The 14,258-nt window shown below is 71.2% G+C and carries 16 protein-coding genes; 9 read left to right on the plus strand and 7 right to left on the minus strand.

Annotation, left to right across the window (positions count from 1 at the left end; all coding sequences use genetic code 11):
• Positions 1 to 40: 40 nt before the first annotated feature.
• A complete protein-coding gene (aspS, locus tag IFT51_RS02715; RefSeq protein ID WP_192058830.1) occupies positions 41 to 1,375 on the plus strand; it encodes an aspartate--tRNA(Asn) ligase in 1,335 nt (444 codons plus the stop codon).
• Positions 1,376 to 1,468: 93 nt separating this feature from the next.
• Here aspS and IFT51_RS02720 read toward each other — a convergent pair whose 3' ends face one another.
• The 4 genes from IFT51_RS02720 to IFT51_RS02735 form a co-directional block, all read right to left on the minus strand.
• On the minus strand, positions 1,469 to 1,738 hold the full coding sequence (locus IFT51_RS02720) for a glutaredoxin family protein (protein ID WP_192058833.1): 270 nt from the start codon (positions 1,736 to 1,738) through the stop codon (positions 1,469 to 1,471).
• 102 nt (positions 1,739 to 1,840) lie between these two features.
• Positions 1,841 to 1,939 carry a 30S ribosomal protein bS22 gene (locus IFT51_RS02725; protein ID WP_003792170.1) on the minus strand — a complete coding sequence of 33 codons (99 nt, stop codon included), beginning with the start codon at positions 1,937 to 1,939 and terminating at the stop codon, positions 1,841 to 1,843.
• Between the two features lie 106 nt (positions 1,940 to 2,045).
• Positions 2,046 to 2,240, minus strand: a complete 195-nt coding sequence (locus tag IFT51_RS02730) for a helix-turn-helix domain-containing protein (RefSeq protein WP_192058835.1) — start codon at positions 2,238 to 2,240, stop codon at positions 2,046 to 2,048.
• Between the two features lie 107 nt (positions 2,241 to 2,347).
• Positions 2,348 to 2,872 carry a helix-turn-helix transcriptional regulator gene (locus IFT51_RS02735; protein ID WP_192058837.1) on the minus strand — a complete coding sequence of 175 codons (525 nt, stop codon included), beginning with the start codon at positions 2,870 to 2,872 and terminating at the stop codon, positions 2,348 to 2,350.
• Positions 2,873 to 2,944: 72 nt separating this feature from the next.
• Here IFT51_RS02735 and IFT51_RS02740 point away from each other — a divergent pair, with 72 nt between their 5' ends.
• Together IFT51_RS02740 and IFT51_RS02745 are read left to right on the plus strand one after the other, a co-directional pair.
• A complete protein-coding gene (locus IFT51_RS02740) occupies positions 2,945 to 4,387 on the plus strand; it encodes a TrkH family potassium uptake protein (RefSeq protein ID WP_371740669.1) in 1,443 nt (480 codons plus the stop codon).
• Complete coding sequence (locus IFT51_RS02745; protein WP_192058839.1) at positions 4,380 to 5,051, plus strand: TrkA family potassium uptake protein; 672 nt, start codon at positions 4,380 to 4,382, stop codon at positions 5,049 to 5,051. Before IFT51_RS02740 ends, IFT51_RS02745 begins: the two co-directional genes overlap by 8 nt.
• A gap of 75 nt (positions 5,052 to 5,126) precedes the next feature.
• Here the strand turns inward: IFT51_RS02745 and proC are convergent, their stop codons facing one another.
• Positions 5,127 to 5,978, minus strand: coding sequence for a pyrroline-5-carboxylate reductase (gene proC, locus IFT51_RS02750; protein ID WP_192058841.1), 852 nt, complete (start codon positions 5,976 to 5,978; stop codon positions 5,127 to 5,129).
• A gap of 45 nt (positions 5,979 to 6,023) precedes the next feature.
• On the opposite strand from proC, the gene IFT51_RS02755 reads away from it, so the two are divergent.
• Positions 6,024 to 6,986: a cation diffusion facilitator family transporter gene (locus IFT51_RS02755; RefSeq protein WP_192058844.1), complete on the plus strand. Its 963-nt coding sequence runs from the start codon at positions 6,024 to 6,026 to the stop codon at positions 6,984 to 6,986.
• A gap of 35 nt (positions 6,987 to 7,021) precedes the next feature.
• Here the strand turns inward: IFT51_RS02755 and IFT51_RS02760 are convergent, their stop codons facing one another.
• A complete protein-coding gene (locus IFT51_RS02760; RefSeq protein WP_192059292.1) occupies positions 7,022 to 7,453 on the minus strand; it encodes a nucleoside deaminase in 432 nt (143 codons plus the stop codon).
• Positions 7,454 to 7,545: 92 nt separating this feature from the next.
• On the opposite strand from IFT51_RS02760, the gene upp reads away from it, so the two are divergent.
• The 5 genes from upp (at position 7,546) to IFT51_RS02785 (ending at position 12,921) form a co-directional block, all read left to right on the plus strand.
• Positions 7,546 to 8,178, plus strand: coding sequence for a uracil phosphoribosyltransferase (upp, locus tag IFT51_RS02765; RefSeq protein ID WP_192058846.1), 633 nt, complete (start codon positions 7,546 to 7,548; stop codon positions 8,176 to 8,178).
• Between the two features lie 521 nt (positions 8,179 to 8,699).
• Entirely contained in the window at positions 8,700 to 9,464 is a 765-nt protein-coding gene (locus tag IFT51_RS02770; RefSeq protein ID WP_192058848.1) for a winged helix-turn-helix domain-containing protein, read from the plus strand.
• Between the two features lie 243 nt (positions 9,465 to 9,707).
• Complete coding sequence (locus tag IFT51_RS02775) at positions 9,708 to 10,115, plus strand: MarR family winged helix-turn-helix transcriptional regulator (RefSeq protein ID WP_371740670.1); 408 nt, start codon at positions 9,708 to 9,710, stop codon at positions 10,113 to 10,115.
• On the plus strand, positions 10,112 to 11,491 hold the full coding sequence (locus IFT51_RS02780; protein ID WP_192058853.1) for a deoxyribodipyrimidine photo-lyase: 1,380 nt from the start codon (positions 10,112 to 10,114) through the stop codon (positions 11,489 to 11,491). The genes IFT51_RS02775 and IFT51_RS02780 overlap by 4 nt, the downstream gene beginning before the upstream one ends.
• Entirely contained in the window at positions 11,488 to 12,921 is a 1,434-nt protein-coding gene (locus tag IFT51_RS02785) for a serine hydrolase domain-containing protein (protein ID WP_192058854.1), read from the plus strand. Before IFT51_RS02780 ends, IFT51_RS02785 begins: the two co-directional genes overlap by 4 nt.
• A gap of 82 nt (positions 12,922 to 13,003) precedes the next feature.
• On the opposite strand, the gene IFT51_RS02790 is transcribed toward IFT51_RS02785, so the two are convergent.
• Positions 13,004 to 14,023 carry a carbohydrate kinase family protein gene (locus tag IFT51_RS02790; protein ID WP_192058856.1) on the minus strand — a complete coding sequence of 340 codons (1,020 nt, stop codon included), beginning with the start codon at positions 14,021 to 14,023 and terminating at the stop codon, positions 13,004 to 13,006.
• Between the last annotated feature and the right edge of the window lie 235 nt (positions 14,024 to 14,258).

Here is a 14,258-nt window from a genome sequence, read left to right on the forward strand (position 1 = left end):
GGAACCGCAAAGATCCGACCGCCCTGTAAAGTCGAGCCTCGTGATCGAACGCACCCTCATCAGCGACCTCTCGCCCCTCCCCGACGGCACCGTGACGGTGGCGGGCTGGGTCGATACCGTCCGCGACCAGAAGAAGGTGCAGTTCGTCGTGCTCCGCGACGAGTCGGGCGCCGTCCAGCTGGTCCGCCCGCGCACCGCCGCCGACGTGCTCGCCGCGAACGGCGAGGTCGACGAGATCGCCGACGCCATCTCGGGTCTGGCGCAGGGCAGCTTCGTCACGGTGACGGGTGAGCTCAAGCACGACGAGCGCGTCAAGCTCGGCGGCATCGAGGTCAAGATCGCCACCCTCGTCGTCGACAGCGCCGCCGACCCCGAGACGCCGATCGCCCCCGACAGCGGCATCGACAAGCGCATGGACTGGAGGTTCCTCGACCTCCGCGTCCCCCGCAATGCCCTCATCTTCCGCGTGCAGACGACCTTCGAGCACGCCATGCGCACCTACTGGGTCGAGCGCGGCTACATCGAGATCCACACCCCGAAGATCATGGCCTCGGCGAGCGAGTCGAACGCCGAGCTGTTCAAGGTCGAGTACTTCGAGGGCAGCGCGTTCCTGGCGCAGAGCCCCCAGTTCTTCAAGCAGATGGCGCAGAGCGCCGGCTTCGGCAAGATCTTCGAGATCGCACCCGTCTTCCGTGCCGACCCGTCGTTCACCTCGCGTCACGCGACGGAGTACACGAGCGTCGACGCCGAGATCAGCTACGTCGACAGCCACGAGGACGTCATGACGATGCAGGAGGAGCTGCTCGTCGCCGCCTTCACCGCGGTCGTCGACAAGCACGGCTCCGAGATCAAGGAGCTCTTCGACGTCGACCTGACCGTGCCGACGACGCCGTTCCCGCGGATCCCCCTCGCCGAGGCGAAGCGCATCGTCGCCGACCGCGGCTACGTCGTGCCCCGTGCCGACGCCGACATGGACCCCGAGGGCGAGCGTCAGATCGCCGCCTACGTCAAGGAGACGTTCGACCACGACTTCGTGTTCCTCACGGACTACGACGCGTCGATCCGGCCGTTCTACCACATGCGTCACGACGACGACCCGCAGCTCACGAAGAGCTACGACCTCATCTACAACGGCACCGAGATCACGACCGGCGCCCAGCGCGAGCACCGCGTCGACGTGCTCGAGGCCCAGATCCGCGAGAAGGGCATGAAGCCGGAGGAGCTCGGCGGCTACCTCGACTTCTTCCGCTACGGCGCCCCGTCGCACGGCGGATTCGGCATGGGCCTGGCCCGCGTGCTGATGCTCATGCTGCACCAGCCGAACCTCCGCGAGGTCACCTACCTCTTCCGTGGCCCCAGCCGCCTGACCCCGTAGGCGCGGGCCCCGGGCACGACGCCCGAGAGCATCGAAGGGACGACCCTCCGCCACGTTCGGCGGAGGGTCGTCCTTTCTCGTCGGTGGGCCGGCTCAGCCGGCGGTGGACCGGCGCAGGGCGGCGCGGAGCCGCTCGGGCTCGATGCGCCAGATGGTGTGGACCCGCTCGTCGATCAGCACGACGGGGATCTCCTCGGCGTACTCGGCCTCGAGTGCCACGTCGTCGAGGATGCTCTTCTCGTCGTAGCCGAGGCCCGCACCGGCGAACTCGGTCTCGGCGAGGACCCCGTCGAGCGCCGTGCGGGCCTCGTCGCAGAGGTGGCAGCCGGGCTTGGTCAGGAGGGTGATGGTCGGTGCGCTCACGTCTGCCACGTTAGCAAGCGGGGAACCCGTCGACGACCCGCCGGCGGGTACGACGATGCCCCCGCCGGCACAGGGCCTGCAGGGGCATCGACGATGTTGCGACTACTTCTTGTTGCGTCGCTGGTGACGAGTCTTGCGAAGCAGCTTGCGGTGCTTCTTCTTCGCCATGCGCTTACGACGCTTCTTGATGACAGAACCCATAGAGACCTCACTGATTTCTGGATTGGACCGACCGGGTCCGAATCAGAACCGCGGAAAAATACCTCGGGGCAGTCTACTAGGGCGACTGCCGAAAGTCGAAGTCGAGTCAGCCGACGTCGGCGATGCCCGTGCGCAGCACGGCCGCCACCGCCGACTCGGGCACACGGAACGAGCGCCCGAACCGGATGGCCGGCAGCTCTCCCGAATGCACCATGCGATAGACGGTCATCCGCGACACGCGCATCATGTCCGCCACTTCGGCGACGGTGAGAAACCTCACGTCCGACAGGCCGTCCGCCATGTCTCCCCCTCGTGTCCGACCCGGACTCCCCGAGTGGGTGCAGGCGCACGCATGTGACTCGTGTGCCTGATGGTCACTCTAGGGGCGCACGTGACCTCGTGCAACGCTCAGACGCCGCCGCGACCCAGTCGCTTGCGGACGGGCTCGATCACGCGCTCGTCGAGCGCGCTCGACGCGTCGTGCAGGGCCGAGGAGGCGCGGTGCTGCGCATCGGCGACCGCACGGCCGAGCGAGCTGCCCACGTCGCCTGCGTCGGGGATGCTCTCGGCCGCCCGACGGAACGGGGCCGGCACGCTGGCCCCCGCCCACGCCGCGAAGGCCCCGCCCGCGGCCGTGTCGATCTCCACCTCGACGCCGAGGAACGGGATGAGCCAGTCTTCGACGGTCTCGAGCGGTGCGGTGTCGATGCCGTAGAAGCGATGCTGCCCGCCCTCGCGCACATGCACGAGCCCGGCGTCACGGAGCACCCGCAGATGCTTCGACACGGTCGGCTGGCTGATGCCGAGGCGCGAGACGAGCTCGCCGACCGACACGTCGCCGGTGGCCGACTCGCCCGAGACGCGGGCCTCGAGCAGCACGGCCAGCAGGTCTCGGCGGGTCCCGTCGGCGATCACGGCGAAGAGGTCAGGCATGCAGCCACAGTAACGACGACCGGCCCGGAGTACCATGCACGGGTGACGCGCCCCTCCCCCGCCTCCCGGCGCATCCCGCGCACCATCCGGCAGGGACCCCTCCGGGTCGCGTCCCGCGGGCCGGTCCGACGCATCACCGACTACGTCGACGACATCGGTCGCCACTCCCCCGCGCGCTTCGCGATCATGATCTTCACGGGTCTGATCCTGCTGTTCACGGCGATCTTCTCGCTGCCCGTCGCGGCGGCCGACGGGCGGTCCACACCCCTCGTCGACTCGCTGTTCACGGCGGTCTCCGTCATCTGCGTGACCGGTCTCGCGACGGTCGACATGGCGACGCACTGGTCGGTCTTCGGCCACGTGGTGATCTTCGTCGGCGTGCAGATCGGCGCCATCGGCGTGCTGACGCTCGCCTCGATCATGGGCCTGGTGGTGTCTCGGAAGCTGGGGTTGCGCGCCCGGCTGATGGCCGCCTCCGACAGCAATCCGCTGCGCGTGCACGCCGGCCCGGTGCCCGAGGGGCAGGCCGTGCGCCTCGGCGAGGTCGGCGGGCTGCTCGCCACGGTCGCGCTCAGCTCGGCCGTCATCCAGGCGGTGATCGCGGTGCTGCTGCTGCCGCGTCTCGTGATCGACGGCATCCCGATCGGCGAGGCGGTTCTCGACAGCTTCTACTACTCGGCCATGGCCTTCACGAACACGGGATTCTCACCGAACGCCGAGGGGCTCGCGCCGTTCGCCCACGACTACTGGTTCCTGACCCTGATCATGATCGGCGTCTTCCTCGGCAGCATCGGGTTCCCCGTCATCTACGCCCTGGCCCGCAACCCCTGGCACCCCCGCCGCTGGTCGGTGCACGTGAAGCTGACGCTCGTCACCAGCTTCATCCTGCTGTTCGCCGGCGCCCTGCTGTTCATCGTGCTCGAGTTCGACAACCCCGACACGTTCGGCGGCATCGCGGCGTTCCCGACGATCTTCCAGTCGCTCTTCCTGAGTCAGATGACGAGATCGGGCGGCTTCTCGACCATCGACATCTCGGATCTGAACGGCTCGTCGCTGCTGGTGACCGACATGCTGATGTTCATCGGCGGCGGCTCGGCCTCGACGGCCGGCGGCATCAAGGTCACGACCCTCGCCGTGCTCTTCCTGGCGGCGTTCGCCGAGGCGCGGGGCAACCGCTCGATGGAGGCCTTCGGGCGGCGCATCCCGAGCGACGTGCTGCGACTGTCGGTCAGCGTCGTGCTCTGGGGCGCCACGATCGTCGCGGTCGCGAGCATCCTGATCATGCACATCACGAAGGAGCCGCTCGAGCACGTGCTGTTCGAGGTGATCTCCGCCTTCGCGACGTCGGGGCTGTCGACCGGTCTGACCGCCGACCTGCCCGACTCGTGCAAGTACATCCTCGCGGTCACGATGTGGATGGGCCGCGTTGGTACAGTGACACTCTCCGTCGCCCTGGCCGCCAGCCAACGGCGCCAGCTGTTCACCCGACCCGAGGAGCGACCGATCGTTGGTTGACAAGATCAAGCACGACGCCCCCGTCCTCGTCATCGGCCTGGGCCGTTTCGGTGCAGCGACCGCGGGTCAGCTCGAACGGCAGGACCGCGACGTGCTCGCCGTCGACACCAGCGCCGGTCTCGTGCAGAAGTGGGCCGACCGGGTGACGCACGCCGTCCAGGCCGACGCGCGCAGCATCGACGCGCTGAAGCAGATCGGCGCCCAGGACTTCAGCATCGCCGTCGTCGCCGTCGGCTCGTCGATCGAGGCGAGCGTGCTCATCACCGCGAACCTCGTCGACCTCAAGGTGCCGCAGATCTGGGCGAAGGCGATCAGCCAGTCGCACGGCAAGATCCTCGCCCGGATCGGCGCCAACCACGTGATCTACCCCGAGCGCGAGGCCGGCGAGCGCGTCGCGCACCTCGTCTCGGGTCGCATGCTCGACTACATCGAGTTCGACGACGCCTTCGCGATCGTCAAGATGTACCCGCCCAAGCCGGTGCGCGGCTCGACCCTCGCGGCCTCGAACATCCGCAAGAAGTACGGCGTCACCATCGTCGGCGTCAAGAGCCCCGGCGGCGCCTTCAGCGAGGCGACCCCCGAGACCGTCATCAGCAACCACGACCTGATCATCGTGTCGGGCGACAGCACCGCCATCGAGAGGTTCGCGGCGCTCGAGGGCTGACCCCGCCAGGGCCCGGGTGCCGCGGTCGCTGCGACCTCGCGGAGACCGCAGCCGAGGAGGCGCGGGTCGGCCGGGTCAGCGACCGGCCGCGATCTCGCGGTTGCGTTCGAGCGCCGCCGCCGTCGCCCGGTCGAACAGGTCGGCGAGCCCGCCCGCGTCGAGCACGGCCACAGCCCGCTCGGTCGTGCCGCCCGGGCTGGTCACCCGGCGGCGCAGCTCGGCCGGCGCGTCGGGGGCCGGCCCGACGTCGCTCGCGGCGAGCAGCTCGCTCGCCCCGCGGAACGTGCCCTGGACCATCGTGGCCGCCTGGGCCGGAGTGAAGCCGAGCCCGATCGCCGCCTGCTGGAGCTTCTCGATCAGGAGGAAGACGTAGGCCGGCCCCGACCCGGAGATCGTGCTGAGCGCGTCGATGCGGTCTTCGTCGACCACCACCACCTCGCCCACGACCTCGAAGAGCGTCCGGGCCAGCGCGAGGTCGTCGTCGGTGGACCGCGAACCGGCGCTCAGCCCGGTGACCCCGAGCCCGACGACGGAGGGGGTGTTCGGCATCGAGCGCAGCACCGAGACGGTCGGCGGCAGGGCCGCCTCCATCGTCTCGGTCGTGACGCCGGCCGCCAGGCTGACGACGACCGCCCCGGGGTCGAGCGCCGAACCGATCTCGGACAGGAGGTCGACCACCATGTGCGGCTTGACACCGATGAGCACGAGATTCGCCCCGACGACCGCCGACGCGTTCGCGCGCGGATCGCTCTCGGTGGCGAGCGAGGTGACGGCGCCGTGCCGCAGCGCGACCGCCTTCGCCTCCGACCGGTTGGTGACCCGGATGCCGCCGTCGACGACGACACCGGGTCGCAGCAGACCGGAGAGGATCGCGCCTCCCATCGAGCCGGCGCCGAGAATCGCTGTGGTGGGGAGCATGGTGACCATCAGGCCATCCTAAGATCGACCCTGGCGACTCGAGGGGATCACGACATGAGCACATCCGGCGGCAACAAGGCGATCATCGCGGCGCTCGGCGCCAACCTGGGCATCGCGGTCACGAAGTTCATCGCCTGGGCCTTCTCGGGCTCGTCGTCGATGCTCGCCGAGGGCGTGCACTCGCTCGCCGACTCGGGCAACCAGGTGCTCCTGCTGCTCGGCGGGCGCAAGGCCAAGAAGGCCGCCGACGCCGAGCACCCCTTCGGCTACGGGCGGGAGCGCTACGTCTACGCCTTCGTCGTCTCCATCATCCTGTTCAGCGTCGGCGGGGTCTTCTCGCTCTACGAGGGCGTGGAGAAGCTGCGCGAACCGCACCCGCTCGAGGTGCCGTGGCTGCCCGTGCTCGTGCTCGCCGTCTCGTTGGCCCTCGAGGGCTTCTCGCTCCGCACCGCCGTGCGCGAGTCGCGCCCGAGCAAGGGCCAGCAGAGCTGGGTGTCGTTCGTCCGCCGCGCGAAGGCGCCCGAGCTGCCCGTCGTGCTGCTCGAGGACGCCGCGGCGCTCCTCGGTCTCTCGTTCGCCATGATCGGCGTGGTGCTCACCTGGATCACCGGCGACGGCGTCTTCGACGCCATCGGCACGCTCGCGATCGGCGTGCTGCTGGTCGCGGTCGCGGTCATCCTCGGCATCGAGACCAAGAGCCTGCTGGTCGGCGAGGGGGCCTCGGCCGACGACGTCGCGAAGATCCGCGCCGCGATCACCGACGGGTCCGACGTCGAGTCGATCATCCACATGAAGACGCTCTACCTCGGCCCCGACGAGCTGCTGGTCGGCGTCAAGGTGTCGATGCCCGGTCGCACCGTGCTCGCCGACGTCTCGAGCGCCATCAACGCCGTCGAGACCCGCATCCGCGCCGCGGTGCCGATCGCCCGGGTGATCTACATCGAGCCCGACGTGTGGGTGCGCCCCGGTCGGGTCGACCCGCCCACCGACGCGATCGTGATCCGCGCGGCCGACTGACACCGCGCCTCCTCGGCTCCCCCGGCGAGACGGACTCAGCGGCGCGCGGCGAAGAAGTCGTCGAGGCGGGCCCGGCACTCGGGTTCGCGCACGCCCGCGACGACCTCCGAGCGGTGCGGCAGCCGACGATCGCGCGCGATGTCGTAGACGCTGCCGGTCGCACCCGCCTTGTCGTCCCAGGCGCCGAAGACGACGCGCGGCACCCGCGCCGCGAGGATCGCCCCGGCGCACATCGGGCACGGCTCGAGCGTGACCACGAGGGTGACGCCGGTCAGCTGCCAGTCGCCGGTGGCGCGTGCTGCGTCGCGGAGGGCGAGCACCTCGGCGTGGGCCGTCGGGTCCTGGCGCAGTTCGCGCTCGTTGCGACCGGTGCCGATCACGGCCCCCGACGCGTCGACGACGACCGCACCGACGGGCACGTCATCCGACACGCGGCAGGCGTCGGCCTCGGCGAGCGCCAGGCCCATCCAGACGTCGAACTCGGGGGGATGCGCGATCACGCGGCGGCGACCTCTCGGCGGGCGGGTGCGGGCCGGTCGACTCCGCTACCGTTGAGCCTATGCGAGTGCACGTAGCGGACCATCCCCTGATCACCCACAAGCTGACCGTGCTCCGCGACAAGCGCACGCCGGCACCGACCTTCCGGGCCCTGACCGAAGAGCTCGTCACCCTGCTGGCGTACGAGGCCACGCGCGACGTGCGCACCTCGCCCGTCGACATCGTCACCCCCGTCGGCCCGACGACCGGTCTCGAGATCAGCCAGCCCCGGCCGCTCGTCGTGCCGATCCTCCGCGCCGGTCTCGGCATGCTCGAGGGCATGACCAAGCTGGTGCCGACGGCCGAGGTGGGGTTCCTCGGCATGGTGCGCGACGAGGAGACGCTCGAGCCGACCACGTACGCCGAGCGCCTGCCCGACGACCTCTCGAACCGCCAGTGCTTCGTGCTCGACCCGATGCTCGCCACGGGCGGCTCGCTGATCGCGGCGATCGACTACCTGCTCGATCGCGGCGCCGTCGACGTCACGGCCGTCTGCATCCTCGCCGCACCCGAGGGCCTCGCCGCCGTCGAGAAGGCCATGGCCGGCCGCGACGTGCACGTCGTGCTCGGCGCCGTCGACGAGCGGCTCAACGAGCAGGGCTACATCGTGCCCGGGCTGGGCGACGCGGGCGACCGCCTCTACGGCCTGGCCTGAACCGACCTCCCGACCCGCGCCTCCTGCGGGCTTCCGAACCGCGTCTCCGACCTCCGGAGGCGCGGTTCGTCGTCGTCGCGCCGGCTGCGGCCCCCGGGCCCGCCAGGCCGCCCGCCGCATGGTGCTTGACAGCGCGACGCACGCTGTAACACAATCAACCCATGACTGACAGCGTGTTCATCCCGACCTCCGTTGAGGCCCCCGGGAGCACCGGCATGATGATGCCGATGCACGCCGTCCTGTGTCGAATGTGTGCCTGATCCGGCCACACCTCGCCGAGTCGCCGTCGCTGCCTCCGCAGCACGCTGAGCTCGCAGCCCCACCCCGCTGCTGAGCCGTCGACTCCCGGATGCATCCGCGTCACCACTCCGACGCGCATCCCCCCGATGTCACGACATCGACCGTCCGCCGACCGCCTGACCGGCAGCGGACACCGACACGAACCGAGCGATACCCGCGACGAACGATGGCGTCACCGTCGCCGAGGTACCGCTCACCCGCACGCAAGGATCCGCGTACCCATGTCCCTCACCCTCGACCGCCCCGTCGCCGCCCCCTCCGCCCGCACCATCGCCCCCGCCCGGCACCTGAACGCCGTCCCGCCGGTGGACGACTCCGTCGAGGCGACGGCCCCGGCGGCCGTCGCACCTCCCGCTGCGCGGCGAGCACGGGCACTGCCCGAGGGCCAGGAGGCACGCGGCTTCGTGCTCTACGTCGGCATCGACGAGCTGAAGGCCGCCGCCGACGGCACAGACCTCGGCGACATCGTCTCGCAGCTGAAGGCGCTCGTGGCCTCGATCGCCCCCTCGGCCGAGACCCACGCCGCGGTCGCCCTCGCACCGACCGGATCGGGCGGACGCGACGTCGACGTCGTGCGCCTGGCGCTGCACGACCCGTCGGCGCTCGCCGCACGTCGTCAGGAGGTCGAGGAGGACGACGAGCCCGGTGCCCGCGGCGGCGTGGTCGTCGACATCTCGCGCAAGCGCCTGCTGCTCGACGGCGACGTCGCACCGCTGACCTACAAGGAGTTCGAGCTGCTGCAGTACCTCGTGCTGCGCGAGGGCCGCACCATCGAGCGCGCCGAGCTGATCTCGAGCCTCTGGGCCGACGGCGACGACGAGGTGCCGAACGAGCGCACCATCGACGTGCACGTCCGCCGCCTCCGCTCGAAGCTCGGCGCCTTCGAGGACATCGTCCGCACCGTCCGCGGGGCCGGCTACCGCTTCGACCGCCACGCCGACGTGTCGATCCGCCACGCCTCGACACCGTCGCCCGACGTCTTCTGAGTCGACCCGGCGGCGCCTCGTGCCCGGTCGACCGGCGATGGGTCGTGTTCCCAGCTGATCCTTGGCTTCAGGGCTAGACCGCCGTTACCGATTCGTTATAGGTTGATCGAACCGAGGCCGTTTGCTGTGGCGGCCGAGGTGGAATGAGATCGCNTCGACGGAAACGAACGCGAGGTAGAGATGAGCGAGACATCCGTGGCCGTCGGCGCCTGGGAGGCGCTCTTCCGGGCGCAGGTGAGCGTGATGCGCGAACTCACCGACTGCTTCCCGACGCAGGAGATCTCGTTCAACGAGTACGACGTGCTGTTCAACCTGTCGAGTCAGCCCGAGCGGCGCGCCCGCATCCGCGATCTGACCCGGCACCTCCTGCTCACCCAGCCGAGCATCAGTCGACTGGTCGACCGGCTCACCGCCCGGGGCATCGTCGAGAAGCTCAGCGACCCGGGCGACGCTCGCGGCATCATCGTCGCCCTCACCGACTCCGGCTACGAGCTCTACCGGCGCACGGCGATCAGCCACGCCGCGACCATCCGTCGCCGCGTCGGCGGCAGCCTCGACCACGACGAGCTCGTCACCCTCACCGACCTGTGCACGAGGCTCCGACTCGGCGACGGCTCGGCCACCCGCGCCGATCAGGAGCACCCCGCATGAGCACCCCTTCCATCGTCTGGCTGCGCGACGACCTCCGCCTCGCCGACAACCCGGCGCTGAACGCCGCCGTCGACCGGGGCGAGCCCGTGGTGGTGCTCTACCTGCTCGACGACGACACCGAGGGCATCCGACCCCTCGGCGGCGCCTCACGATGGTGGCTGCACCACAGCCTCACCGCCCTCGACGCCGATCTGCGAGCCAAGGGCTCGAGTCTGACCCTCCGTCGGGGCGCCGCGGCGGTCGAGATCCCGCGCCTGGTGGACGACGTGTCGGCCGGGGCCGTCTACTGGAACCGCCGCTACGGCAAGGCTGCGCGCGACGCCGACGCCGGGCTGAAGACCTCGCTGCGCGACCGCGGTCTCGTCGCCGACAGCTTCCAGGCCAACCTCCTCTTCGAGCCCTGGACGATCCAGACCGGGCAGGGGCAGCCCTTCAAGGTCTTCACGCCGTTCTACCGCGCCTGCCTCGACCGACCCGAGCCGCGTCACCCCCTCGACGAGCCCGACGCCCTGACCTCGCCCGCCGACGTCGCGAGCGACCCGCTCGACGACTGGGGCCTCCTCCCGACCCGACCCGACTGGGCCGCGGGTCTCCGAGACACCTGGACCCCTGGCGAGGCCGCAGCCCACGACACGCTCGAGGCGTTCGCGACCGGCGCGCTGGCCGACTACGGGGACCGCGACTTCCCGGCGCAGGAGGCGACGAGTCGACTGTCGCCGCGCCTCCGGTTCGGCGAGATCAGCCCGTTCCAGATCTGGCACCGGATGCGCGGGGCGCTGCCCGACGCATCGCGCGAGCGCGCCCAGTCATTCCTCCGCGAGGTCGTCTGGCGCGAGTTCAACCACACGATCCTGTTCACCTCGCCCGATCTGGCGACGGTCAGCTACCGACCCGAGTTCGACCGCTTCCCGTGGGCCGACGTGCCCGAGAGCGAGATCGACTCCTGGCGTCAGGGCCGCACGGGCATCCCCCTGGTCGACGCCGGCATGCGCCAGCTCTGGACGACCGGCTGGATGCACAACCGGGTGCGCATGGTCACCGCGAGCTTCCTGATCAAGAACATGCTCGTCGACTGGCGCGTCGGCGAGGCCTGGTTCTGGGACACCCTCGTCGACGCGGACGAGGCCAACAACCCCGCCAACTGGCAGTGGACCGCCGGTTCGGGCGCGGATGCGGCACCGTACTTCCGGGTGTTCAACCCCGAGCTGCAGGCGACGAAGTTCGACAAGCACCGCGACTACATCCGGCAGTGGGTGCCCGAGATCGACGACGAGGACTACCCCGAGCCGCTCGTCGATCTCAAGGTCTCGCGACGTGCCGCTCTGGACGCGTACGAGACGATGCGTCGCACGTCGTCCGAGGGTGAGCAGTCGTGACCGAGCCGACCCGCGCCTCCGGGATCGATGCGGTGTTCGCCGCCCGGCGGGCGGAGCGGAAGGCGCCGAGCGCGGTCTGGGCGACCTTCGACCGGCACGGGGTGACCCACCGGGGCGCCTCCGGGACGCTCGGCGGTGACGGCGCGGACGGTGCCGCGCCCGGGCCGGACACCGCGTACCGCATCGCCTCGTGCACGAAGAGCTTCACGGCGACGGTGCTGCTGGCGCTCCGCGACACCGGGGCCCTCGACCTCGACGCACCCGTGACCGACTGGGTGCCGGCCTTCGCCGACGTCGCCCTGCCGACCGCCGACTCGCCCGTGCCCACGCTGAGGATGCTCGCGACGATGTCGGCCGGGTTCCCGACCGACGACCCGTGGGGCGACCGACAGGAGTCGCTGACCGACGAGGGCCTCGACGCGCTGCTGCGTCGCGGGCTGAGCTTCGACAGCGTCCCCGGCACCGCGTTCGCCTACTCGAACCTCGGATACGCCCTGCTGGGCCGTGTCGTCGCCGAGGCCTCGGGTCGCCCGTACCGCGAGGTCGTCGAGCAGGACGTCCTGGCGCCGCTCGGTCTCGACTCCACCGGCTTCACGACCGACGTGCCCGCCGCCGGCGGTCTGGCGATCGGACACCGACGCGTCGGCGACGGCTGGGAGCCCCTGCCGTTCTCGGGCCCCGGCGCCTTCTCGCCGATCGGCGGTCTGTTCAGCACCACCGACGATCTCGTTCGTTGGGCCCGCTGGCTCGGCTCGGCGTTCCACCCCGACGGCCAGGGCGACCTCGACGGCATCCTGTCGCGCGCCTCCCGACGCGAGATGCAGCAGCTGCAGCGCTTCGTCCCGGGGCTGGGCGCGCACCCGGGCGGCTACGGCCTCGGCCTCTTCGTCGAGCAGCACCCCGACCACGGCACGATCGTCTCGCACTCCGGCGGCTACCCCGGATTCTCCGCGCACATGCGCTGGCACCCCGCCACCGGCGTCGGTGCCGTCGGATTCGAGAACGCGACCTACGCCCAGGTGTCGGTGCCGATCACGCTCGCGCTCGACGGCCTGCTCGCCGAGACGGCCGCGCAGGGCACCGGGGTCGACAGCCGCGTGCGGCCGTGGCCCGAGACCCTCGCCGCCCGCGACGCGGTCGAGGAGCTGGTGCTCGGCGGCGGCGAACCGGGCGACTGGCTCGCCGAGAACATCGAGCTCGACATACCCCTCGAGCGACGCCGACGCACCTGGGGCGAGGCCGTCGAGTCGGTCGGCGGCCTCGCGCCGACCTCGGCGGAGCCCCTCCCTGACGACGAGTCGAAGGCGCCCTCGCACCTGGTCTGGCGACGGGCCGGAGCACGGGGTCTGCTGCGCTTCGAGATCCGTCTCACACCCGAGGCCCCGCCCCGGGTGCAGACCCTCACCGTCCGGGCCGAGACGGCGCACTGAGGCCGGGCGGAGCCGCGCACCGAGGCCGGGGCGGGGCCGCGCACCGACGCCCGGGCGGGGCCGCGCACCGACGCCGTCGGCGTCAGGCGGGCGGGCGGCCTCCGGCGACGGCGAAGGCCCGGGCCGCGGCGCGAGCGCCCCGACGGGCTGCGACGCCCGGCTTGCGAGTCGTCCGCCACGAGTCGATGAACCCGGCGGCGAAGGCGTCGCCCACGCCCACGGGGTCGACCACGCGGGTCGTCACCGAGGGCACGTCGACGACCGAGCGTCCGTGTCGGGCCAGCACCGCGCCTCCGTCGTCCTGCACGAGGCAGACCACGCCGAAGCGCTCGGCGAGGGCCGTGGCGATCCCGTGCTCGTCGTCGAGACCGGTCAGCAGGCGACCCTCGGCCGGGCTCGCGAAGAACAGGTCGGCTCCGTCGATCGCGTCGAGGAACGCCGCGACGCCGAATCGGCCGATGAAGCCGCTGCTGCCCGGGTCGACGGAGACCGCCGCGCCGGCCTCGCGCGCTCTGGTCATGAGGCGGCGGAGCGGTACTGGAGTGCGCGAGTGGACCACCGAGTAGCCGGTGACGTGCAGCACGGCCGCGGACTCGAGCAGTTCGTCGGGGACGTCGTCGGGATCGAGTGCGGCGCTCGCCCCCCGGTCGGTGAACATCGACGACACCTCGCCCTCGACGGTGATGACGACCGTGCCGGTCGAGTCGTGGGCGTCGTAGCTCAGCCGGGGCAGCACGCCGGCGTCCGCCAGCAGCTGCGCGTGCCGGTGCCGGTCGGAGACCCCGACCCTCCCGACGAAGTCGACCTCGCCGCCGAGCGAACCGAGCCACGCCGCCGTGTTCGCCGCGGCGCCACCCGCGCGGTGCCGGATCAGCGCCTCCGTGTCCGTGCCCGTCGCCGCCGGCGTCGCGGCGGTGACGATGACGTCGTCGAGCACGTCGCCGAAGACCACCACCCTCGTGCGTGGCTCACCAGCGGATCTCGCCAGATCGCCCGCGTCGAGGACATCGATCGGATCGGTCGGGTCGACGGCGGGGGCGGCCGGGTCGGACGGCGCCACCGGGTCGGACGGGGTGAGGGGGTCGGAGTGGTCGGGGGACATGCGTCTTCCACGGGGCGCGATCGCGTTCGCGCGGGGGTCGGTCGGTCGGAGTCGGATGGGTCGGGTCGGGTCGGGTCGGGTCGGGTCGGGTCTGATCGGTCGGGCCGGGTGGGTCGGTCCGGACGACGTACAACACCATCACGCCACGGGCCGGGACGTGAGGCCCAGGGGGGAGAATCACCCGTCTACCCCCGTCAGCTTCACCCGCTGGCACCATCCGCCGCCGGAACGACAC

It is taken from the genome of Frigoribacterium sp. CFBP 13712 (assembly GCF_014842255.1).
Taxonomy (GTDB): Bacteria; Actinomycetota; Actinomycetes; order Actinomycetales; family Microbacteriaceae; genus Frigoribacterium.